The following is a 21,220-nucleotide window of genomic DNA, read 5'->3' as shown; positions in this document are numbered from 1 at the left end:
GAGCATTTTTCTAGCTCCTTGAAAAACATCCCCATTTTTAGGAGATGTTTTTTTATATAAAAAAACAGGGAACTTGTCACTCCGTGTCGTATTAATAAAGAAGGAGGCGATTGAATTGACACAACTAATGATTAATAACGTAAATTTTCACGTTGATATGTTTGAAGAAAAAATGATTACTGATGCGAATACAGGTGAAGAGTTGAAAAGGCTAAACTTTTCTTTTTCGGTTGTAGGCAAAGCAGCTTATGATAAATATGATGCATTTTTTGAGGATCCGTATTTTGAAGTAACAAATATGGAGACAAAAGAAACGCTAACACTAAAAAACATTTCGCATAGCACATTTTATCAGTCACCTGAAATTACAGATCATACGAATATTGTTTTCAGGGTGAAGCTGCAGCAAGAACCTGTTAAAGCAAAAGAACAAGTAAAAAATGAACAGCCAACAGAGAGCACGGTAAACGAAATGCTTTTATCTAGAATAAAGTTTAAGGCTCTTGTCGAAATACTTGAAGAAAAAGGACTTCTAACGGAGAATGAATTGTATACTAAAATTGAAGAAGTAGCAGAACGAGATTTTGATATTCTGCGAGATGAATTAAGTCATTCTAAAAAAGAGGTAAAAGCGTAAAAATACCCCACTCTGCAGGGGGATTTTTTATTTATATCCATTAATGTATAACCCTTTTGATAAATCGTTCATATATTACATCACGATGAAAATAAAAAGGGTGAGGATAATGCCGATTGTTATTAATCATGTAGTGATTCCAAACGTTACAGGAGGAGTCGTTACGTTTGGCGATACGTACTATGTTTCTCCAAAAAGTAACAGTAAAACTGCACAAGGTTCAGGGTCTTCAAATACAGGAATTTGTGTAAATACAAATTCAGGACTTTCTAATACAAATACGCTCGATCCCGATGGTTCTGATCAAAACGGCTTCGGAAACGGATAAGGAAAGAGATGTTTTACTCTTCTTTCTATACGCCTTTTCAGTATTCGTTCTATCCGTATTTTATGCCTTCGTTTGCACGTCCAATTGGATTTGTCGTTTCACCTGACCTGATGGAGCGATGGACAACTGGTGAGGCAAAAAAACATCTTGGTGGGGGGGAATCACGCCTTCAGCAGGCGTTTTTCCTCCCATTACCCAGTATTATACGGGCAGTTTAGTTCCTTATAGTTTAAGGAGCTATTATTAATATAAAAAAGAAGTTCAGATTAAGCCACATTGTTAGCGTCTATTTCCTGAAAATAGGCGTTTTTTTCCGTTTTACTTGATTCAAAGTTATTTTTGCTGAATAATAAGGAAAAGAGAAATTTTAGAAGTAAGCTGTAAGTAAGGAGATGTTCTATCATGACAGATAAATGGAGAGTTCATAAAATAAAAAGTGATTGTGAACCTTGGCTATTTTTAGAAGGCTGGGAAAAGGATATTATTGAAACTATTGAATTTGAAAAAAAAGAAGAAGCGCTTCGCTACTATGCGATGATGATTTATGAATTTCATCAAAAATATGCAAGCGTGCGTAGCGATGAACTAGCGCTTTTTAGCTTTTGGAACGAAGGTGAAAAGGAATTTTGTGAAGCCTGTGATGATGACCTTCAAATCTTCCACGGTGTTTTATTCGCTAAAAACGACGAAGTCTATCCCTTAGAAGAAGATGAAGAAGGATTAAAAATACTTCGTACTAAATAAAAACGTCCTGCGGGGCGTTTTTTTTATATAAAAAATGAACGATTTCAATCGCTAAAGCGTCATATAGGTGATGAAACAAAAAGGAGGGGTGACCGCTTTGGAACAAGATGATTTCATCCTTGTCCAAAAAGCATTACAAGGTGATGATGATGCCTTTTCATTATTATTTCAGCGCTATCATTCATTTTTATATAAATACCTTTTAAAGCTGACATTAGATGAGGACTTATGCAGTGAATTGTGTCAGGAAGCAATGATGAAGTGTTACATGAATCTTTCTTCATACAAAAATGAAGCAAAGTTTTCGACTTGGATGATATCCATTGCTTCAAGACTGTACATGGATTATTTGCGTAAGCAAAAACGGGAAAAAAGCAGTCTCCAGCGAATAAAGCAGTCTTTATCGCACCAGCTTCAGTGGAAAGCTAAATACAAAGGAGTGGAATGGAGTGAGATGTTTTCCGATTTTAATGAACTCGATTCGCGCTTTCGAATTCCTGTCTTGCTTCGACATTATTACGGATATACATACGATGAGATTGCCCATATGCTGAATATGCGAGCAGGAACGGTCAAATCAAGAGTAAATAAAGGAGTAAACATACTGAGAAAGGAGTGGAAAGAATGAGAGAAGAAAATAACAATCAGTCCTTACATTCTTTAAAAAAAGATTGGGAGCAGCTAGAGAGTTTAGCAAGTCATGAACGTATTTCTCTTCATGCAATTCAAGAACAGCTTCTCATTCAAAAACAAAAGCAGAAAAAAGCTTTCCGGAAAGAGTTATGTTTATTTACATTAACAGCACTTGTTATTTTAACGGTAATGGCAACTGCTATTTTACAAATACCCGCCTTATTTATCGCTATTGAAGTAATTGGGATCATTGTTGCTCCTATTTCTTTTATCGTTTTTCACTATAAACGAAAAAAGGAGATGTTTTTATAATGAATGAAAAATGGATTCTTGTGCTGTTTATTTCACCATTTCTCCTTCTTCAAAGCTTTCTACTTTTTATCAATGCAAAAAAACGCGGCGCTCATCCATGGTTTTGGGGAATATGGGGACTGATTCAAATTCCAATGCCAACGCTGTTTTATTGGTTTTTTATTATTTGGCTTCCAGCACGAAGAAAAAGGGGGATGTAAATGAAGGACATTAACTGGTTGTTAATTGCTCCAATTCTATTCTTACAATTGCTTTTAATGATTCCAGCGTTAATAAGCTGCATAAAGCAAGAAGAGACAAACGGACCAAAATGGCTATGGGGACTCATTATTTTATGTGTAAGTACAGTTGGCCCCGTTTTATATTTTGTTTTAGGACGTAAAAAACAGTGAGGTGGAGCGAAGATGTTTATGCAAGTAGAAAGACTGACAAAAGCGTATCGTAATATAACCGTTGTGAATAACCTTACATTTAATCTCGACAAAGGAAAATGTGCAGCGTTGTTAGGCCCTAACGGTGCAGGTAAAACGACTACCTTGCATATGATTGCAGGTCTTACTGCACCTAATAAAGGGAAAATTTCTTTTGAAGATAAACAACACCAAGACGTACGATCATTTATTGGCTTTCTGCCACAGCATCCTACGTTTTTTAATTGGATGACACCTCAGCAGTATTTAACTTTTTTAGGTCTTTTATCTAACATTTCAAAAAATGTGCTTTCCCACCGAATAGATGAAGTACTTGAAACTGTAGGTTTAAAAGGAAAGGAAAAGCAGAAAATTGCTGGCTTTTCTGGAGGAATGAAACAACGTTTGGGCTTGGCGCAAGCCTTGTTACATAAACCTGAACTGCTAATTCTAGATGAACCGGTTTCGGCTTTGGATCCTGAAGGCAGAAAAGATGTCCTACTGATTATCGAAACATTAAAAAAAGATACGACCATCCTTTTTTCAACTCACATTTTGCATGATGCAGAACAAATATGCGATAACATTATTATGATTAAAAACGGACGTATGAAATGGAATGGAACAAAGAGTTCGCTGCGCCAAGAGTTTACGGCTCCTGCTTTTACGATTGAAACAGAAGAAAGGCTCCCTGGATCACTTAGCAGTCTGCCAAGTGAACAGGTGCTGTTTCATTCTCCTTATAAAGCCACTGTAAGTGTAAAAGATACATCTCAGCAGCAGCAACTGCTTCAACTGCTTGTTGATCAACAAGCAAACCTTGTTTTATTTGAACGAAAACAGCATTCTCTCGAAGATGTGTATCTAGAGGTGATGAACAAATGAACACATTTGGAGTCTTATTTAAAAAGGAACTGCATGAATTATTTGCGAACGGCAAAGGAATTTGGCTGCCAATCTCTCTAATTTTACTAGGCATCACACAGCCTTTAACGAATTATTATATGCCACAAATCATTAACATGGCAGGGAATTTACCAAAAGGAGCAATTATTCAACTTCCTACGCCCACCGGTCAAGAAGTAATGCAAGGTGTCCTTTCGCAATATAGCACAATAGGAACTTTACTGATTGTACTAGCAAGCATGAATATAATTTCAAATGAACGACAAAATCATGCTGCTGTACTTGTTATGATGAGACCGGTGAGCGTCATTCAATACATTATGAGTAAATGGGCTGCACAAATCGTACTGGTCATTGGCTCAACGTTTATAAGCTATATAGCAGCATGGTATTATACAAATCTTTTATTTTCATATGTGGATTGGACTCATATGCTAGTTAGCTTTCTTTTATACAGCCTGTGGCTAATTTTTATCTTGTCCGTTTTAGTGGCAGCTGGAACATTCCTTTTACAAAGCGGAGGAATTGCTGGAGTAAGCATTTTGATCATTGCGTTACTTTCATTTTTGAGTACTTTGTTTACGAATCAATTAAAGTGGAGTCCTGCAGCGCTGTCACAATACGCCGCTCGCCTGCTTGAACAATTGCACTGGTCACAAAGTGTCACCTATACCGTAGTTGTTACGTTAATGAGCAGTTTTTTTCTTTTAATCGCTGCTGTTCATAGATACAAAAAAGTGGAATACGTATAAAAAGACTTCTTTAACGAAGTCTTTTTTCTAAGGGATTAATTTGCAAATCCATGCAATATAAAGAGCAGCAGGTACTAAGAGAATTTGGGCACATACTGTCCCGCACAAACGAGAGATGACGAGTGTACCAACCATTTTATTCATAGATTGCTTAGTGGATTCACCTTTCATTACCTTTTCAGTTAAAATGGCTACTTGCGGATCTACAAATACAGCAAGGGTAATCATCGCTAGTCCGTTAATAAGACCAGAAGACATCAGAATTGATTTAGAAAGAGTAGGCTCCAGCGTAGAAGCATAAAGAGTGGAAAGAACACCTACTGTATAAATGGTCGTGGCCATTAAATTCAAAAGAAGCAATCGCTTGGGCACTCCGCCTATTCGCAGCTGAGACAGCATAATCCACCTAGGACGCTTCACGTGTTTTTTTGCTTTTTCCAGCGTATGTATGGAAGTAATGTTTTTCATCATTTTGGGTACAGAACCCGCTACTTCTAAATGTAAAATCATTCGGGAGAAAATTGATACAAAGCTAGGAATTAAAAGAGCACCTACGATTGTACCAATAGAAGCGGCGAGCAAGATAGTTTGAAGCTGATGAAGCAGAACGGGCAAATCTTCTTTAGACTGGACCGCATCTCCTAATTTGCCGGTCAGCGGAGCTTGCACCATATTAGCTGTTCTTGACACAATGACAATAATATTAAAAAGAGATAAAGCCACGACTAGTTTTCCAGTTTTTAAGCCCGCAAGTCTCACAGAGTAGGCTAGTGTTTCAATCATATGGATAATGCCTACAAACACACAAATAATCAGTAATTTTTCCATCATAATAAGCAAGTTCCTTTCTTTGGCACACGCACTTCCTTATTATGTATAATTTTGGTTCATTTGTAAATAAAAAGCCGCTTGCTACCAAAAGTAGCGAGCGGCTTTTTATTATCGATGCTGGTTAATATCACGCAGTATATCTTTGCTAGCCTGATAATCTTTTTCTCGTTCTTTTTCCACCTGTAGACGTTTGTCTAGTTTACGGCTATATTCAGCATACCCCACGCCGTGAGAAAGCTGCATGGCCTTTTCCATTTCTGACGTGTACGTTAGGTGAAGTGCGATAATGAATCAATCCTTTCAGCATTTTTCACTTGTGGCACATGTATTGCTGCTCAAGTGTTTGGATGTTTATGATTCTTGAAGTCTTTCTAGAAATCGTTTTCCCTGTCGCTCTGGATCTAAACATCAAATAATTAAAATTTCATAACATTCCAGGTAAAAGCCTTTTTTTCTTGCGTAGTATCCCATATAATAGCAGGAACAACGTTTTTAAAGGAGTTATATATGAACAATACAAAACGAGTATGGTTTGATTTACTTTTTTATATCGCTATTCCTTACCTAATATGGAACCAAGGAAAAGACATTATTGGTGATTACTATGCCATTTTGCTTTCAACAGCACCAGCGTTTGTGTATACCATTTATACATTTATTAAAGATCGCCAGTTTAACGTAACAGGATTGTTTATTGTCATTACGCTGCTGGCACGTACCATTATTGATTTAATTTCAGGGAACGCAGCAACGATGTTAAACAATCAAGTATACTTTATGATTGGACTGGCTGTAGTTGTCCTTTTTACCATTGTGATAAAAAAGCCAATTGGTTTGTACTTTTTCGTAGATACGGCTTACTTAATGGGCTATAAGCGAGAAGACTCTCTAAAACTCTTCCACCAGCCTGATTTATTCAAAATGATGAACTGGCTTACAGTACTATTCGCAGGTCGCTATGTATTTTTAGCAATTGTAAAATACGTATTGATTCAAAAGTACGGAGTAGAAGGGTACGGGAACATGATTGTATTCCGTCAGGCCGTTACGTGGGCATTCTCCATTTTAATTGCTATCTACACATATTTTATCTATAAAAAAATTCAAGATAAAACAGGGATGGATAATCCAATGAATCCAAATGTAAATGAATAAAAAAGAAGCGTGCGTTTAACTAACGTACGCTTCTTTTGTGGCAGGAATAAGTTTGTTAAATTTTCTGACAAAAATGTTGTAAAGAGATTCTCTCATGTATATACTAGAAATAAGAAGTAACTGGCATGCCACATGCCAAAAGAATCAAAGGAGATAAAATTATGAGTTTATCAAAATTAACACAGCCGTTATCACTAAAGCAGCAAGCGTATGAAGGAATTAAAAACGCTATTATCGATCATACCATTTCTCCTGGAGAAGTCTTGTATGAAAGAAAATTAAGTGAAGAATTAGGAATCAGCCGCACACCGATTCGTGAAGCTATTCCACTTTTAGAATTAGAAGGGTGGGTTACATCAATTCCGAGAAAAGGAACGTTAGTGAGCAGTATTACCGTAAAAGATGTAGAAGAAGTCATTCAAATTAGACGCGGTTTAGAGGTGTTGGTAGTAGAGCTACTTATTCCGATAATCTCAGAGGAACAAATTTCAATGATTGAACAGCTTTATCAGCAGCAGGTAAAACTGCAAAAAGAAAATAAACTATTTATTTCTACAGATAAAGACTTTCATATCTTTTTAGCAGAATTAAGTGGAAATAGAAGATTAGTTAATCTAGTGCAAACTGTCAGTGATCAAATGCGATGGTTTGGAATTAGCGCTTCTTACTTACCTAATCGAATAGAAGAGACGTTAAAAGAACATTCAGCTATTATTGATTGTTTAAAAGAAAAAGACGTCGACAAAGCAAAGAAAGCTGTACTTAATCATATTGATCTTACTCGAGAAGCTGTACTCGCCAGCCTGAAAAATAAAGAAGGAGATGTCAGTAAATGAAAAAAGTAGCCATTTATGTGGAAAGTGTAGAAAAGGGAATAAAAGAGGAAGACATTCATATAAAAGATGTTCTTGTTGTTGGCTATGGTGGTAGAGATCTAAAAAAAGTCCAGGAGCACATTGACGAGTTGGCGGAAATTGGTGTCGCGCCGCCGTCAACTATACCAGCTGTTTATCCAATGCAAGTATCTAATCTGTCTTTTGAACAAGCAATTAACGTTGCAAGAAAAGAAACGTCGGGGGAAGCAGAATATGTTTTATTTCATACCGGAACAGAATGGCTAATTACCCTTGGAAGTGACCATACGGACCGTTTTCTCGAAATTGAAGATATTCAACTTTCAAAAGAAGCTTGTCCTAAGCCTCTTGCGACTAAGTTTTGGCGTTTAGAAGACGTTCAAAATCATTGGGATCAGCTATATTTACGCTCTTGGATTACAGATGAACAGGGGCGACGAAAATATCAAGACCATGACTTGACTTCTCTGCTAAGCGTTAATGATCTTCTCAATAAATTAGAGGAATTTGGTTATAAAGATATTGCAAATACAGTCATTTTTTCAGGAACAGTTCCAACGTTAGAAGGATTTATATATGGTAGTAAATTTGAATATGAACTTGGTGATCCGGTATTAAACCGAAAGATTGAGAGTTGTTATTCGATTGTTATACAAGAGGTGAGAGTATGAAGCTTGCGCTGATTCAATTAGATGTTAAAATTGGTGAACCAGATTGGAACTATCAGCATGCTAAAACGCTTATGTCCAAGGCAATGAAAGAAAAGCCAGATATAATTGTGCTGCCTGAAATGTGGAATACAGGCTATGCTTTAGAACGTGCACAGGAGTTAGGAGATAGAAACGGTGTACTCACAAAAGAACTGTTATCCTCATTTGCTAAAGAGCATAATGTAACGGTTGTTGGTGGAAGCATTTTAAATTGTCGATCCCACAGACAGGAAGTAACCAATACTATGCTAGTTTACAATGGACAAGGAGAACAAGTATTGGAGTACGATAAAATTCACTTATTTCGTTTGATGGATGAAGAAAAATTTTTAAAAGCAGGAAATCAGTTTGGGTTGTTTTCTTATCAAGATATAAAAATAGGCACTATGATATGTTACGACTTGCGCTTTCCGCAGCTATCTCGAAAGTTAGTAAATAATGGCGCCCAAATGTTAATTAATGTTGCACAATGGCCAACAGCACGAGTAGATCATTGGAGAAGCTTATTAATTGCAAGAGCAATTGAAAATCAATGTTTTGTTATAGCTGTGAATCGCTGCGGGGAAAGTGAAGGAACTCATTTTCCAGGAAATTCAATGGTGATAGATCCATTAGGTGAAATTCTGTTGGAGGGGTCTCAAGAAGAAGATATATATATTATTGAAGTTGACTTAGAGAAGGTGAAAAATGTTCGAGAGCATATTCCAGTTATCACTGATCAACGGTTAGATCTGTATTGAAAATACGGAATTTTTAAAAAATATCGAGGAGGAAAGTAAATGGGGCAACCAGTTTATGAAGCAAAGTCATCTGACAAAACGCAGTCAAGAAAGGTCGTAGGGCTACGTTGGTGGTTAGCGCTTTTATTCTTTTTAATTGGTTTAATTGCTTACATGGATCGCTCTAACATCGCTATTATTGCTAAGCCAATGATGGAAGATTTAAATATGAATAAAGTTCAATTTGGCATGCTAGCCTCTTTGTTTTCACTAGGGTACGCTTTGTCTCAAATACCAGCAGGTTTGCTGGCCGAGAAGTTCGGGGCTCGTAAAATAGTTTTCTATGCTTTAGTTTGGTGGTCTATATTCACAGGATTAACAGCTTTAGTAAAGTCACACGGCTTAATCGGACTTGTTCGGTTTTTGTTTGGAGTTGGAGAAGGTCCCATGTATCCAGGAAACGCAGTATTTAATACGTACTGGTTTCCAAAGCAAGAAAAAGGAAGAGCTGCAAGTGCACTGCTTGCTGGTTCTTATTTCGGACCCGTTATCGCTCCCATTGTAACCGTTGCAATTTATCAGTCTCTCGGCTGGAAAGCTGTGTTTTATATTTTTGCTTTAATAGGGTTACTTGTTGCATTCGTTTGGTATGCAATAGGCAGAAATCGCCCAGAAGAACATTCGTGGATTAGCAAAGAAGAGCTTTCATATATTATAGAGAATCGAACTGTTCAAAAAAAATCTAAGCAAACGGCCCCATGGGGAAAGTTTTTAAAAAATGGACGCTTCTGGGCTTTAGGGCTACAGTACTTCGTTGTATTATATATTGTAACTTTTTTCCTTGTATGGCTTCCCACTTATTTACTAGAAGCGCGTCAATTTTCTCTCAGCAGCATGGGATTCGCCGCAAGTTTACCGTGGCTATGCATTTTTATTACAGTTATGACTGGGGGGGCACTTTCGGATTCATTGCTAAAGAAAGGGAAATCTAAAATGTTTGCACGCGGTGCTTTAGCTATTGGTGGATTGGTTGTTTTTTCTATCTCCATGTATCTAGCAGCCTATGCAACTACACCTTGGATGAATGTGTTATGGCTAACCCTTGCTTTGGGTTCGCTCGGATTTCCTGTTGTGACATCATGGGCAGCAGCGGTTGATTTAGGAAATGAGTATTCAGGATCTGTTTCGGGATGGATGAACTTATGGGGAAATATTGGAGCGTTTTTATCACCTATTCTTTGCGGATGGCTTGCCGAAACTATTGGATGGGAAGGAGCTTTACTTGTTAGTATTCTCCCAATTATTGTAGCTATTATACTTTGGTTTGGAGTACGCCCAGATCGTTCGTTAACATAAGTTTTTTCATATTATCTGGCATACCACATGCCAATACAAGGTAAGATAGTCATAGAACATTCCTATGGCTATCTTTTTTTACATAGAAGCCTTTGTTACAAAACAGTGAACAATGCACAAAGCACTAACATCTCATTTAAAATTAATAGTAAAATAACGCTATTAAAAACGGGATGAAAGTAGGTCAAGAAATGAAACTATTATTAGCATGTCAAAAGCAGCCTTATCGGATTTTAGAAATGATTATGGTGTTTTTCACTTTAATTTTTGTTGTACTGTCGTTCTTCGATTACCGTCAGCTGTTTTTTCTTGTGTTTACCCTTGGAATTGTATTTGCTATTCGAGCGTTTGAAATGCAAGAAGGTGAGAAAAAGACTCAAGGAAACATCTGGCTGCTTGTCGGTGTTGTAATGATCTTGCTAGATATAGTTTTATTTGTTGTATATGCTATTAATCAATCTTAACTAAAAGAAAAAAAGCTTCCGTTCAGAGGGGTACCTCTACATACGGAAGCTTTTTTTGATTAAGGAATCATCCACGATAATACATTAGATTGTAAAAATGTTAATACGCAGACAATCAGCAGTAAAAATAAGCTGTGCTTCACCGTGAAACGAAGCAAATCGGACTCTTTTCCAGCCAACCCGACCGCAGCACAGGCAACGGCGATGGACTGCGGTGAAATCATTTTACCGGTTACTCCACCAGAAGAGTTTGCTGCAAGCGCAAGAAGCGGATCCATTCCAATAGATGTAGCCGTGATTTTTTGCAAGTTGCCAAACAATAAGTTGGCTGAAGTATCTGATCCTGTAATAAAAACACCGAGCCAGCCGAGTACAGGAGAGAAAAAGGGAAATAACGCGCCTGTTTTAGCTAACAGCAGTCCTAAGGTTGTACTCATTCCAGACGCATTTGTCACGTAAGCAAATGCCACAACGGACATAATGGTAAGCAGCGGCAACGCTAATTCTTTGCACGTCTCGTTAAACGTAATGAACCAGTCTTTCCAAGAGATGTTGACGATAAATTTTGTGACAACAGCAGACAACAGGATAGCTGTGCCGGCAGCGCCTAGTAATTCTAACTTATAAACTGCCGCAATCGGTTCTCCATTTCCATTTAAAATTAAATTATTTAACCAAGGTACTTCTGGCATAAACGTTAAATAATGTCCGATGGAATTGATAGCGCTTAAAAAAGCGTTAGCTCCTTCATAATGTCCTGTCAAAGCGGTTTTAATTTGAGGAATTCCCCATATAGAAATAAAGATCGTTAAAATTAAAAAAGGTGACCACGCCTTTGCAATTTGAGCCCCCGTGAATGCGGGTTGATCTTGAGTTTCTCTTGGCTCAGCCGAAGCGGAAGCTACTTCATGTGCTGCTTTTTCAGATTGAAAGCGAAACGTTGTTTTCGGTTTCCAGAATTTTAAGAAAATAGCGAGCGCAAAAAGTGAAACGAGTGCCGATAAAATATCGGGAAGTTCCGGTCCTAAAAAGTTAGAGCTGACAAACTGGGTAAGTGCAAAAGAGATGCCGGATACTAAAATAGCAGGGAGTACTTCTACTGTTTTCTTAAATCCTGCCATTACAAAAACCAAATACAGGGGAATAAATACAGAAATAAAAGGAAGCTGGCGGCCTACCATTTTAGAGATTTCCATTGCCGCTACTCCAGTAGGACCTTCCATAGCCGTGATAGGAATACCGATTGCACCAAAAGCAACGGGTGCTGTGTTTGCTAATAAACATAAGCCAGCGGCATACAGCGGATTAAATCCTAAACCTACCAGCAGAGCTGCTGAAATAGCAACAGGTGCTCCGAAACCAGCGGCCCCTTCAAGAAAAGCCCCAAACGAAAAAGCAACCAACAAAGCTTGAAGTCTGCGATCTTCTGTAATAGATACGACAGAGGTACGAATAATATCAAACTGACCGGTTTTTACGGTTAGTTTGTAAAGAAAAACGGACGTAATGATAATCCATCCAATCGGCAGTATACCGTATACGGCTCCTTGACTGGCTGACATAAAAGCCATGCTAGCCGGCATTTTATAAGCAAATATTGCAACGGCAAGTGCGACCAGTAAAGTTGTAACTCCAGCCATATAACCTTTCATTCGTTTAATAGCCAGAGCCCAAAAGAAGTAAAGAATAGGAATCAAAGCGATTAATGAAGACCAAATGACGCTGTTTCCTACAGGAGTGAACTGCTGTGTCCATGTCATAACTAACACCTCATTTTCAAATTAGTAAACTATAAATTTAGTAAAACGAAACCATTAAAACTACGATGATAAGGTCATCTGATGACTTATGCAAAAATGAATTCGCTTACATTATATTCTAATCCTTTTAGGATAGGCAAGTACTAAAAGAAACTTTTTTTCAAAAGAATGGACATTTTTTTGGTGATAAGAAGAAAATACTGGTTGAAAATCCCAAGAATAGGTGATTTAATGATTGTAAGCGCTTAAAATATATCTTTTCATCTATTCTACTAATTATCCTTCTTATTAATCTACTACTTTTAGTCGTATTATATATGGCACTTCTTTATGTTATTAGTGAAACGTTGTTTGCTATTACAAAACGAGAGGAGTCAATTTATTGAGTACGTTGAAGCTTCCAGGTCATTTAAAATCTATTTTATCTCACCCTTCCACACTTGAAGAACAGCATATGAATCACTTCCTTGGAAATAACGGGTCCCTGCATATTAAGCCAACTTCAGAACAAGAAATAGCGGCCGTTTTAAAGTATGCGACGGAACACGGAAAAAAAGTCGTCATTGAAGGGAACGGTACAAAAAAAGGGTTTGGGGGACTTATAGATACAGCAGACCTTTTGCTTTCGCTGACTGAATACAGCGGAATTGTTGAACATACAGTAGGTGATATGACGGTTACTGTAAAAGCTGGTACGCCGTTTGGAGAGCTGCAAACGTATTTAAAAACGCACAATCAGCAAGTTTCACTTGATCCAGCTCTAGGAGACTACGCTACAATCGGCGGAGTTATTGCAGCGAATGAAAGTGGTCCAAAGCGCTTATCTTATGGATCGGCTCGAGATGCAGTAATCGGTATGAGAGTCGTATATTCAGATGGAACCATTGTTCGTTCAGGGGGAAAAGTCGTCAAGAACGTGGCTGGCTATGATATGAATAAGCTGTTTATTGGTTCAATGGGAACGCTCGGCGTTATATCCGAAATAACGTTAAAGCTGCGTCCGCTGCCCAAGTATCAAAGCATTGTCTTTATTTCTTTTTCAACAGGCAATATCGAAGAAATTCATGCGTTTGTTAGCAAAGTCTTAGATTCCATGATAGAGCCTGTTGCTTTGGAGTTATTAAATCCTTCTCTAGCTGAAGATGTAATAGGGCAGCATCTGTTTACGCTTGTAATCAGCTTTGAAGATGTGGAAAGTTCCGTTCATTATCAAGAGAATTACATCAAAAGTATTCAGCCGTCTGATACGATTTTAAAAGTGCTGCATGAAAAAGAAGCCGAAGTATTTTGGGGATTTTTTAGTAACATTAGTCCAAATGGTGCATGCTGTTCTTCCGAAGAGGAAACGGAAGCCGCGCTAAAAATTGGCGTACCAAATCTGAATGTACTCGATGTAATAAACAAAAGTACTGCATTAAAAACGTCCCGTCCAATACTGATAAAAGCACATGGAGGAGTTGGACATGGTCTTTGTTCGATCTACATAAAAGGCTCAGAAGATGCCATTCTTTCCGTTATTACTTCATTTACTGAAACTGCCAAAACGTACGGAGGATATGTGGTCGTTAACCATTTGCCTTTTATACTGCGCCAAAAAGTAAATGTATGGGGAGAAGAACCTTCTCATTTTCCGTTACTAGCAGGAATTAAAGCAAAGATGGACGCTAAAAATGTGCTTAACTATAAACGATTTATAGGAGGAATCTAAGTGAATTCAGCGAAAGCCGATATCAAAGATGCTCCATGTCAAAGCGTTAGCAATTATTTGTGGAAAGACGCGCCAGACGAAAAAAAATGGGCGGATTGTGTACACTGCGGAATGTGCTTGGAGTCTTGTCCTACTTATGAAATAACGGGGCAAGAACAGCATTCACCAAGAGGACGCGTGCACCTTATCAAATCGGTAGCAGAAGGAAAAATAAGCGTGAATGAGCAGTTTACAGACCCTGTGTTTGCCTGTTTGGATTGCCGGGCCTGTACAACTGCTTGCCCTGCAAATGTAGATGTTGGCGGACTCATTGAAGAAGCTCGCGGCCAAATTCGCCAGGCAATGCCTTTGACGGGATGGAAAGGCATGATCAGCAAGTTTTTTCTAAAAGAACTTTTTCCTCACTCTCATCGCTTAGAAGCTGCAGGAAGCTTATTGAAGCTGTATCAAAAAAGCGGAATGCAAAAAATGATGCGCACAACAGGCTTGTTAAATATGATGCCGACACATCTAGCGGACATGGAACATGTAATGCCTAAAATTACCCGTTCTGTTCGAAAAAAATATAAAAAGAAACGGGTTCTAAAAGCAAAAGCCGAAAGAAAAGCAGAAGTTGCTTTTTTAACCGGCTGCATCATGGACGTCATGTTCAGTGATATTAATGAAGCAACTCTTAATGTATTACGAAGAAATGGAAACGACGTCGTTATTCCTCCCTCTCAAACGTGCTGTGGTGCTTTGCACGTTCATGCAGGAGACCGAGACATGGGAAGACAGCTTGCAAAAAAAAATATAGAGGCGTTTCAGCATGCCGATACCATTATTGTAAACGCTGCGGGATGCGGCTGCATGTTAAAAGAGTATCCTGAACTATTTAGAGAAGAAGAGCAAGAGTGGCTTGAAAAAGCTGAAGTCTTTGCTGAAAAAGTCCAGGATATTTCAAAATACCTTCACGATACGGGATATCGCCCCCCGCAGACAAAGCTGCATAAGCGTATTACGTATCACGACGCTTGCCATTTAGCTCATGGTCAAGGAGTGAGAGAAGAACCAAGAGATATTTTACTTTCTATTCCGGGAGTGGAAATCGTTCATATGGCTAATGCGGACCGATGCTGTGGAAGTGCAGGAATTTATAATTTAACAAATCCTGATATGGCGGGAGCTGTGCTTCAAAGTAAAATGGAACATGTACCTCATGACGTAGAAATGATTTCAATGGGAAACCCGGGATGCATGCTGCAGATGGCAGTAGGAGTGAAAAAATATGGACGAAGTCAGCAGATTGTTCACACGGTACAGCTTTTGGAGTGGGCCTATCAAAAAGAAGAGGAGGAAGCACATCGTGTTGAAGAAAAATAGAATAAAAGATCTTCACGTAAAAAATCTTTCTCAACTAGTAGATGCTCATTCTATTTTGCATCATAAAGAAGATTTGCTTGCGTACGACTGCGATGGGTTTACCATTCATAGACATTTGCCTAAAGCGGTGTTATTTCCTCAAAATACGAAAGAAGTTTCTAGCATTGTTAAATACTGCAATGAACATGATTTGCCTTTTCTTGCAAGAGGAGCAGGCACAGGACTGAGCGGGGGAGCAATTCCTCTTAATAACGAAGTGATTATTAGTTTAGTGAAAATGAAGCGCCTTCTTAGCGTCGACTATGAAAACAGGCGTGCCGTTGTAGAGCCGGGATTTATTAATCTTAAATTAACCAATTCAATCTCTGAAAAAGGATATTATTATGCACCGGATCCTTCGAGTCAATATTGCTGCACCATTGGTGGAAATGTAGCGGAAAACGCAGGAGGGGCACACTGTCTTAAATATGGAGTAACCACCAACCATATTTTAGGACTAGAGGTGGTGCTTCCAAATGGAGATGTGATTGAGCTTGGCAAGCAAGGTATTCCAGATGAACCGGGATATGATTTATTAGGGCTTTTAACAGGATCAGAAGGGACGTTAGGAATCGTTACAAAAATTACGGTACGCATTTTGAAAAACCCTGAAGCAAAACAAACGGTTCTTGCTTATTTCGACCGCGTAGAAGACGGCAGCCAAGCGGTATCAGACATTATATCAGCCGGCATTGTGCCTGCCGCGCTTGAAATGATGGATAAAACCGCCATTGAAGGAGTGGAAGCTGCTGCGTTTCCAGTCGGACACCCTAGAGATATTGAAGCTCTTTTATTAATTGAAGTAGATGGCATTTCAGCCAGTATCGAAGAGCAAATCCTTCGTATTTTAGACGTATGTAAAAAACAAAAAGTACGGGAAGTGAAAGTAGCTGAAAGTGAAGAAGAACGCGCGAGGTGGTGGGCAAATCGTAAAACAGGATTTGGAGCGATGGGAGCTATATCCCCTGACTATCTCGTACAAGACGGCGTTATTCCAAGAAGTAAACTGCCTCAAGTGCTGAAGCGAATTAACAAAATTAGCGAAGAATCTGGCCTTCGCATTGCCAATATTTTTCACGCCGGAGACGGAAACTTGCATCCGCTTGTATTATTTGATGCTAGAAAGCCGGGGGAAACTGAAAAAGCACTCGACGCCGGAAGCGCATGTTTACAAGTATGTGCAGAAGCAGGAGGAACGATTACCGGCGAACATGGCGTGGGCATTGAAAAAAAAGAAGAAATGCGATTTGTTTTCAATGAAGATGAAATTCAAGCACAAACGAATATACGAGAAGTATTTAATCCTAAAAATCTATTAAATGCAGGAAAGCTGTTTCCAAGGCCGAGCCGCTGCGCTGAAGTCAAAAAAGAAATGAAAAAAGTAGAATATTTTTAGAAAATTCTTGAAAATATATTCGCTCGATGATATGATTTTTTTAACAAAAACAAAACACTGTTTCGTAATAAGAAACAGTACCGCATATGTTCGTCTTAACCATTTTGGCAAAAATAAATGAAAGCGTGTCCAAATTTAAAAATGTAAAAGAGTAAGAGGAGGAAACAGACGGTGACAAACTACAAACAAGTTGGAAATCTGAAAGTAGCTCCAGTTCTCTATCAATTTATCAATGAGGAAGCTCTTCCGGGCAGCGGCCTAAGTACAGAAAATTTTTGGTCTGATTTTGAAGCGTTAGTAACCGAGTTAACACCCGTAAATAAACGTTTGTTAGAAAAGCGTGATCAGCTGCAAGCTCGAATTAATGCGTGGCATCAAGAAAACCCTGACCGTGACTTTAGCGAATACAAATCGTTTTTAACGAGAATTGGCTATTTAGAAGACAAGACAGCAGATTTTCTTATTGGTACAGAAGGAGTAGACAGCGAAATTGCCTATCAGGCAGGACCGCAGCTTGTTGTACCAGTAAATAACGCCCGGTACGCTATTAACGCTGCTAATGCACGTTGGGGAAGTCTCTATGATGCTCTTTACGGCACTGATGCAATCAGTGAAGAAAATGGAGCTTCGCGCACGAGTTCTTATAATCCAATTCGAGGAGAAAAAGTTATTGCGTTTGCGAAGAATTTTCTTGATGCAGTTGTTCCGCTCGTTCAGTCTTCTCATGCGGAAGTGGTTCAGTACAGCCTTGAAAATGGAAAGCTTGTCGCTCAATTAAACGATGGCAGTTTAACCGAATTACAGGAAGAAGAGAAATTTGTAGGGTATCAAGGAGAAGAAGAAAGCCCTGATGCTCTTTTATTCAAAAACAACGGCCTGCATTTTGAAGTTCAAATTGATCGTACGGATTCGATTGGTAAAACAGACGATGCGGGTGTAAAAGATATTTTAATGGAAGCAGCTCTTACGACGATTATGGACTGTGAAGATTCAGTAGCGGCAGTAGACGCAGAGGATAAAGTAGATGTTTACCGCAACTGGCTGGGATTAATGAAAGGTGATTTGACGTCTACTTTTAAAAAAGGAAGTCAAAACATGACAAGGCGTTTAAATCCAGACCGTACCTATATTTCTCCGGACAAGAAAAAGATTTCACTGTCTGGCCGTTCGCTTATGTTTATTCGAAACGTTGGGCATTTAATGACAAACAGCGCTGTTTTAGATCGAAATGGCAACGAAATCTATGAAGGTATTTTAGACAGCGTGATTACTAGTTTAATTGCCAAACACACCTTACTTAAAAACGGCACGTATCAAAATTCTAAAAAGAGCTCTATCTATATCGTTAAACCGAAAATGCACGGCTCCGAAGAAGTCGCTTTTGCCAATACGTTATTTAATTCAATTGAAGATATGCTAGGGCTTGAGCGTCATACAATTAAAATTGGCGTAATGGACGAAGAGCGCCGCACGACGCTTAATTTAAAAGCGTGTATCAAAGAAGTAAAAGACCGAGTGGCTTTTATTAATACTGGATTCTTGGATCGAACAGGTGACGAAATTCATACCTCAATGGAAGCAGGCGCTGTTATTCGTAAAAATGATATGAAAACGTCTAAATGGCTTCAAGGCTACGAGCAGTCTAATGTAAATGTAGGCTTAGCAAGCGGATTCCAAGGCCGCGCTCAAATCGGAAAAGGAATGTGGGCAATGCCGGATATGATGGCGGAAATGCTTAAACAAAAAGTGGGGCATTTAAAAGCAGGAGCGAATACGGCATGGGTGCCTTCACCAACCGCAGCAACGCTTCATGCTCTTCACTACCATCAAATTGAGGTAAGAGATGTTCAAAACGAATTGCTTACTCAGTCTACTGATTTACAAGATGACATTTTGCAAATTCCTGTGGCAGAAAAACCAAATTGGAGCAAAGATGAAATTCAGCAGGAGCTCGACAACAACGCTCAAGGAATACTTGGGTATGTAGTGAGATGGGTCGACCAAGGAGTAGGGTGCTCAAAAGTACCTGATATTAATAATGTAGGGCTAATGGAAGACCGGGCAACGCTTCGTATTTCCAGCCAGCACGTGGCTAACTGGCTTCATCATGGAATTTGTACAAAAGAACAAGTAACGGAGACGCTCAAGCGAATGGCAAAAGTAGTGGATCAACAAAATGAAAATGATCCTCTGTATCAGCCAATGGCATCGAACTACAGCACATCCATTGCTTTTCAGGCAGCCTGCGATTTAGTATTTCAAGGCTATGATCAGCCAAACGGCTATACGGAGCCCATTTTACACCGCCGCCGTATCGAAGCAAAGGCAAAAGCAGCTATAAAACAGTAAAACAAACGGCCTGTCAGCATAGGGATGGCAGGCTGTACTTACACCTTCAGAATCTGACTATCTACTATTCTTATTAAAATTAAGCAAATGGGAAAAGGAGCTACGTTATGAAATTTGTAAGGTTCGCTGTACAAGATAGCCGTCATACAGGTGTACTAAAAGAGGATACGATCAGCGTCATTAAAGGAAATATATTTGAGAAATGGGACTATACAGGGCAGACTTTTTCACCGAGCGAAGTAAGGCTTTTGGCTCCTTTAGAGCCGAATCAAATTATTGGAATAGGCGCAAATTATGCAGCTGCAAAGTCGGAGCTGCCAAGAGAAATGCCTTCTATTCCTGTCTTCTTTTTTAAGCCCACATCCTCTGTGATCGGTCCAAACGAGGCCATTGTCATTCCAACCGCGATTAAGCACGTCAAGTTTGAATCCGAGCTTGCGGTTGTTATTGGAAAAGAAGCGAAGAACATCGCAAAAGAAGACGTGCTGGACTATATATTTGGGTATACACTTGGAAACGATGTAACGGCTCCGGATTATTTTCATGAAGACGGGCACTGGACCATTGGAAAATCCTTTGATTCATTTACGCCTCTTGGCCCCGTAATCGAAACGGAGCTTGATTTTAAATCCATTCATGTAAAAGCGTTTTTAAATGGCGTTGAAAAACAAAATAGCTCGACAGATTTAATGATTATTTCCGTTGAGCAAATGATCGCTTACCTTTCTACTGTTATGACCCTTAAGCCGGGAGATGTGGTTTTAACAGGAAGTCCGGTCGGCGCGGAGCTGGTAAGCGCAAACGATGTCATTGAATGCACCATCCGAGAAATTGGAACCCTCCAAAATCCGTTTGCTGCAGAGAAAGAACGTGTAAACGTATAAGAGTGATAAAAAATGCCCGGCAGTAACACGACACATAAAGGAGAGAAAAAAATGGAGAGAGAAAATATGGTGAAGTCTGTAAGCCGGGCGTTGGATATCGTCACAATTGTCAGCATAGAAAGAGAAGGGGTAGGCGTCACAGAAATTGCAAGGCAAATGGACATCAACAAAAGCTCCGTATACCGTATTCTAACTACTCTTGCTCAGTACGGCTATATTGAACAAGATCAAGAAACCGGGCGGTACAAGCTTGGGTATAAGTTTTTAGAAGTAAGTTCAAAGCTTTTAGATTCTATTGATTTACGAACGGAAGCAAAGCCGTTTTTGCAAGAACTTGAAAGTGAAACAAATGAAGTTATTCATCTTGTTGTCTATGATCAAGGTGAAGTAGTGTATATTGAAAAATTAGAAGGCAATCAGACGCTGCGCATGCATTCAAAAGTCGGGAAAAGAGCCCCTATGCACTGCACGTCTGTCGGTAAAGCTATCCTAGCTTTTTTACCGCTTAACACGGTAACAAGCATTCTTGAAAGAAAAGGCTTACCAGCTCATACCGATCACACCATTACAGATGAAGAAAGCTTTCTTCGAGAACTTTCAGAAGTAAAACAAAAAGGATATGCGCTGGATTTAGAAGAAAATGAATATGGAATTACCTGCATCGCAGCGCCTATTTTTGACCACCTTGGTCAAGTCGTTGCTGCAGTCAGCATTTCCGGTGCTACGATGCGTATGACAAATGAGCGATTAACGTATCTTCAAGAACGTATGGTTGATATAGGCAAGAACATTTCAGAGCGGCTCGGCTACAAAACTGAATCTGTGAAAGACAAAAGTTTGTTCTGATTCTTCGAGAACAAACTTTTGCTATATAATAATCTGTAAAATAACGTAATTATATTATGTAAACT

Annotated in this window: 24 protein-coding genes; 21 read left to right on the top strand and 3 right to left on the bottom strand. The window is 38.9% G+C overall.

The genetic code is table 11. From position 1 onward, the window contains the following. Positions 1–115: 115 nt before the first annotated feature. The 9 genes from ACFX4R_RS21805 (at position 116) to ACFX4R_RS21765 (ending at position 4,722) form a co-directional block, all read left to right on the top strand. A complete protein-coding gene (locus ACFX4R_RS21805; protein WP_043981569.1) occupies positions 116–637 on the top strand; it encodes a hypothetical protein in 522 nt (173 codons plus the stop codon). Between the two features lie 109 nt (positions 638–746). After that, positions 747–965 carry a spore germination protein gene (locus ACFX4R_RS21800; RefSeq protein ID WP_013083687.1) on the top strand — a complete coding sequence of 73 codons (219 nt, stop codon included), beginning with the start codon at positions 747–749 and terminating at the stop codon, positions 963–965. Positions 966–1,367: 402 nt separating this feature from the next. Then, positions 1,368–1,709, top strand: a complete 342-nt coding sequence (locus ACFX4R_RS21795; protein WP_013083686.1) for a DUF1033 family protein — start codon at positions 1,368–1,370, stop codon at positions 1,707–1,709. Positions 1,710–1,806: 97 nt separating this feature from the next. Then, positions 1,807–2,337 carry an RNA polymerase sigma factor SigY gene (sigY, locus tag ACFX4R_RS21790; protein ID WP_043981570.1) on the top strand — a complete coding sequence of 177 codons (531 nt, stop codon included), beginning with the start codon at positions 1,807–1,809 and terminating at the stop codon, positions 2,335–2,337. Further along, positions 2,334–2,654, top strand: coding sequence for a YxlC family protein (locus ACFX4R_RS21785; protein ID WP_016764613.1), 321 nt, complete (start codon positions 2,334–2,336; stop codon positions 2,652–2,654). Before sigY ends, ACFX4R_RS21785 begins: the two co-directional genes overlap by 4 nt. Beyond that, positions 2,654–2,854, top strand: a complete 201-nt coding sequence (locus ACFX4R_RS21780) for a hypothetical protein (RefSeq protein ID WP_013057570.1) — start codon at positions 2,654–2,656, stop codon at positions 2,852–2,854. The genes ACFX4R_RS21785 and ACFX4R_RS21780 overlap by 1 nt, the downstream gene beginning before the upstream one ends. Beyond that, positions 2,855–3,046, top strand: a complete 192-nt coding sequence (locus ACFX4R_RS21775; RefSeq protein ID WP_013057569.1) for a PLD nuclease N-terminal domain-containing protein — start codon at positions 2,855–2,857, stop codon at positions 3,044–3,046. It abuts the gene before it with no gap. A 12-nt stretch (positions 3,047–3,058) separates the two neighbouring features. Further along, positions 3,059–3,949, top strand: coding sequence for an ABC transporter ATP-binding protein (locus ACFX4R_RS21770; RefSeq protein ID WP_377570344.1), 891 nt, complete (start codon positions 3,059–3,061; stop codon positions 3,947–3,949). Then, positions 3,946–4,722 (top strand): ABC transporter permease, encoded by a 777-nt coding sequence (locus ACFX4R_RS21765; protein WP_016764610.1) that lies wholly within the window; start codon positions 3,946–3,948, stop codon positions 4,720–4,722. Before ACFX4R_RS21770 ends, ACFX4R_RS21765 begins: the two co-directional genes overlap by 4 nt. Positions 4,723–4,749: 27 nt before the next feature. On the opposite strand, the gene ACFX4R_RS21760 is transcribed toward ACFX4R_RS21765, so the two are convergent. Further along, positions 4,750–5,553, bottom strand: coding sequence for a lipid II flippase Amj family protein (locus ACFX4R_RS21760; RefSeq protein ID WP_052500339.1), 804 nt, complete (start codon positions 5,551–5,553; stop codon positions 4,750–4,752). Between the two features lie 108 nt (positions 5,554–5,661). Further along, positions 5,662–5,808: a YuzK family famiily protein gene (locus ACFX4R_RS21755; protein WP_014459567.1), complete on the bottom strand. Its 147-nt coding sequence runs from the start codon at positions 5,806–5,808 to the stop codon at positions 5,662–5,664. A gap of 252 nt (positions 5,809–6,060) precedes the next feature. Between ACFX4R_RS21755 and ACFX4R_RS21750 the strand changes: the two genes are divergently transcribed. The 6 genes from ACFX4R_RS21750 (at position 6,061) to ACFX4R_RS21725 (ending at position 10,811) form a co-directional block, all read left to right on the top strand. Beyond that, the gene (locus ACFX4R_RS21750; protein ID WP_043981572.1) at positions 6,061–6,708 is read left to right on the top strand and encodes a VC0807 family protein; all 648 of its coding nucleotides are present in this window, start codon (positions 6,061–6,063) and stop codon (positions 6,706–6,708) included. Between the two features lie 161 nt (positions 6,709–6,869). Beyond that, positions 6,870–7,544: a GntR family transcriptional regulator gene (locus tag ACFX4R_RS21745; protein ID WP_230183519.1), complete on the top strand. Its 675-nt coding sequence runs from the start codon at positions 6,870–6,872 to the stop codon at positions 7,542–7,544. Then, positions 7,541–8,233 carry a DUF2848 family protein gene (locus tag ACFX4R_RS21740; RefSeq protein WP_377570341.1) on the top strand — a complete coding sequence of 231 codons (693 nt, stop codon included), beginning with the start codon at positions 7,541–7,543 and terminating at the stop codon, positions 8,231–8,233. Before ACFX4R_RS21745 ends, ACFX4R_RS21740 begins: the two co-directional genes overlap by 4 nt. After that, positions 8,230–9,012, top strand: a complete 783-nt coding sequence (locus ACFX4R_RS21735) for a carbon-nitrogen family hydrolase (RefSeq protein ID WP_165574990.1) — start codon at positions 8,230–8,232, stop codon at positions 9,010–9,012. The genes ACFX4R_RS21740 and ACFX4R_RS21735 overlap by 4 nt, the downstream gene beginning before the upstream one ends. A 39-nt stretch (positions 9,013–9,051) precedes the next feature. Further along, positions 9,052–10,347 carry an MFS transporter gene (locus tag ACFX4R_RS21730; protein ID WP_034268940.1) on the top strand — a complete coding sequence of 432 codons (1,296 nt, stop codon included), beginning with the start codon at positions 9,052–9,054 and terminating at the stop codon, positions 10,345–10,347. A 191-nt stretch (positions 10,348–10,538) separates the two neighbouring features. Continuing rightward, positions 10,539–10,811, top strand: coding sequence for a hypothetical protein (locus ACFX4R_RS21725; RefSeq protein WP_237074457.1), 273 nt, complete (start codon positions 10,539–10,541; stop codon positions 10,809–10,811). 59 nt (positions 10,812–10,870) lie between these two features. Here the strand turns inward: ACFX4R_RS21725 and ACFX4R_RS21720 are convergent, their stop codons facing one another. After that, a complete protein-coding gene (locus ACFX4R_RS21720) occupies positions 10,871–12,571 on the bottom strand; it encodes an L-lactate permease (RefSeq protein WP_377570339.1) in 1,701 nt (566 codons plus the stop codon). Between the two features lie 382 nt (positions 12,572–12,953). On the opposite strand from ACFX4R_RS21720, the gene ACFX4R_RS21715 reads away from it, so the two are divergent. The 6 genes from ACFX4R_RS21715 (at position 12,954) to ACFX4R_RS21690 (ending at position 21,155) form a co-directional block, all read left to right on the top strand. Then, on the top strand, positions 12,954–14,279 hold the full coding sequence (locus ACFX4R_RS21715) for an FAD-binding oxidoreductase (RefSeq protein WP_377570337.1): 1,326 nt from the start codon (positions 12,954–12,956) through the stop codon (positions 14,277–14,279). Then, the gene (locus ACFX4R_RS21710) at positions 14,280–15,641 is read left to right on the top strand and encodes a (Fe-S)-binding protein (RefSeq protein ID WP_377570335.1); all 1,362 of its coding nucleotides are present in this window, start codon (positions 14,280–14,282) and stop codon (positions 15,639–15,641) included. Continuing rightward, positions 15,625–17,076 (top strand): FAD-linked oxidase C-terminal domain-containing protein, encoded by a 1,452-nt coding sequence (locus tag ACFX4R_RS21705; RefSeq protein WP_377570333.1) that lies wholly within the window; start codon positions 15,625–15,627, stop codon positions 17,074–17,076. The genes ACFX4R_RS21710 and ACFX4R_RS21705 overlap by 17 nt, the downstream gene beginning before the upstream one ends. Before the next feature lie 171 nt (positions 17,077–17,247). After that, positions 17,248–19,425: a malate synthase G gene (locus tag ACFX4R_RS21700; RefSeq protein ID WP_377570331.1), complete on the top strand. Its 2,178-nt coding sequence runs from the start codon at positions 17,248–17,250 to the stop codon at positions 19,423–19,425. Positions 19,426–19,532: 107 nt separating this feature from the next. Further along, positions 19,533–20,309 carry a fumarylacetoacetate hydrolase family protein gene (locus ACFX4R_RS21695; RefSeq protein WP_043981577.1) on the top strand — a complete coding sequence of 259 codons (777 nt, stop codon included), beginning with the start codon at positions 19,533–19,535 and terminating at the stop codon, positions 20,307–20,309. Positions 20,310–20,360: 51 nt separating this feature from the next. Next, entirely contained in the window at positions 20,361–21,155 is a 795-nt protein-coding gene (locus ACFX4R_RS21690; protein WP_377570329.1) for an IclR family transcriptional regulator, read from the top strand. Positions 21,156–21,220 lie beyond the last annotated feature (65 nt).

The sequence above is a fragment of the Priestia sp. YIM B13490 genome, from assembly GCF_042787735.1.
Lineage (GTDB): Bacteria > Bacillota > Bacilli > Bacillales > Bacillaceae_H > Priestia > Priestia megaterium.
This window is presented reverse-complemented; position numbering and strand designations above follow the sequence as displayed.

Coding starts and splice junctions, on each gene's coding strand:
- ACFX4R_RS21800 (WP_013083687.1), top strand. CDS start 747: ATGCCGATTGTTATTAATCATGTAGTGATTCCAAACGTTACAGGAGGA.
- ACFX4R_RS21795 (WP_013083686.1), top strand. CDS start 1,368: ATGACAGATAAATGGAGAGTTCATAAAATAAAAAGTGATTGTGAACCT.
- ACFX4R_RS21785 (WP_016764613.1), top strand. CDS start 2,334: ATGAGAGAAGAAAATAACAATCAGTCCTTACATTCTTTAAAAAAAGAT.
- ACFX4R_RS21780 (WP_013057570.1), top strand. CDS start 2,654: ATGAATGAAAAATGGATTCTTGTGCTGTTTATTTCACCATTTCTCCTT.
- ACFX4R_RS21775 (WP_013057569.1), top strand. CDS start 2,855: ATGAAGGACATTAACTGGTTGTTAATTGCTCCAATTCTATTCTTACAA.
- ACFX4R_RS21770 (WP_377570344.1), top strand. CDS start 3,059: ATGTTTATGCAAGTAGAAAGACTGACAAAAGCGTATCGTAATATAACC.
- ACFX4R_RS21765 (WP_016764610.1), top strand. CDS start 3,946: ATGAACACATTTGGAGTCTTATTTAAAAAGGAACTGCATGAATTATTT.
- ACFX4R_RS21760 (WP_052500339.1), bottom strand. CDS start 5,553: ATGATGGAAAAATTACTGATTATTTGTGTGTTTGTAGGCATTATCCAT.
- ACFX4R_RS21755 (WP_014459567.1), bottom strand. CDS start 5,808: ATGGAAAAGGCCATGCAGCTTTCTCACGGCGTGGGGTATGCTGAATAT.
- ACFX4R_RS21750 (WP_043981572.1), top strand. CDS start 6,061: ATGAACAATACAAAACGAGTATGGTTTGATTTACTTTTTTATATCGCT.
- ACFX4R_RS21745 (WP_230183519.1), top strand. CDS start 6,870: ATGAGTTTATCAAAATTAACACAGCCGTTATCACTAAAGCAGCAAGCG.
- ACFX4R_RS21740 (WP_377570341.1), top strand. CDS start 7,541: ATGAAAAAAGTAGCCATTTATGTGGAAAGTGTAGAAAAGGGAATAAAA.
- ACFX4R_RS21735 (WP_165574990.1), top strand. CDS start 8,230: ATGAAGCTTGCGCTGATTCAATTAGATGTTAAAATTGGTGAACCAGAT.
- ACFX4R_RS21730 (WP_034268940.1), top strand. CDS start 9,052: ATGGGGCAACCAGTTTATGAAGCAAAGTCATCTGACAAAACGCAGTCA.
- ACFX4R_RS21725 (WP_237074457.1), top strand. CDS start 10,539: ATGAAACTATTATTAGCATGTCAAAAGCAGCCTTATCGGATTTTAGAA.
- ACFX4R_RS21720 (WP_377570339.1), bottom strand. CDS start 12,571: ATGACATGGACACAGCAGTTCACTCCTGTAGGAAACAGCGTCATTTGG.
- ACFX4R_RS21695 (WP_043981577.1), top strand. CDS start 19,533: ATGAAATTTGTAAGGTTCGCTGTACAAGATAGCCGTCATACAGGTGTA.
- ACFX4R_RS21690 (WP_377570329.1), top strand. CDS start 20,361: ATGGAGAGAGAAAATATGGTGAAGTCTGTAAGCCGGGCGTTGGATATC.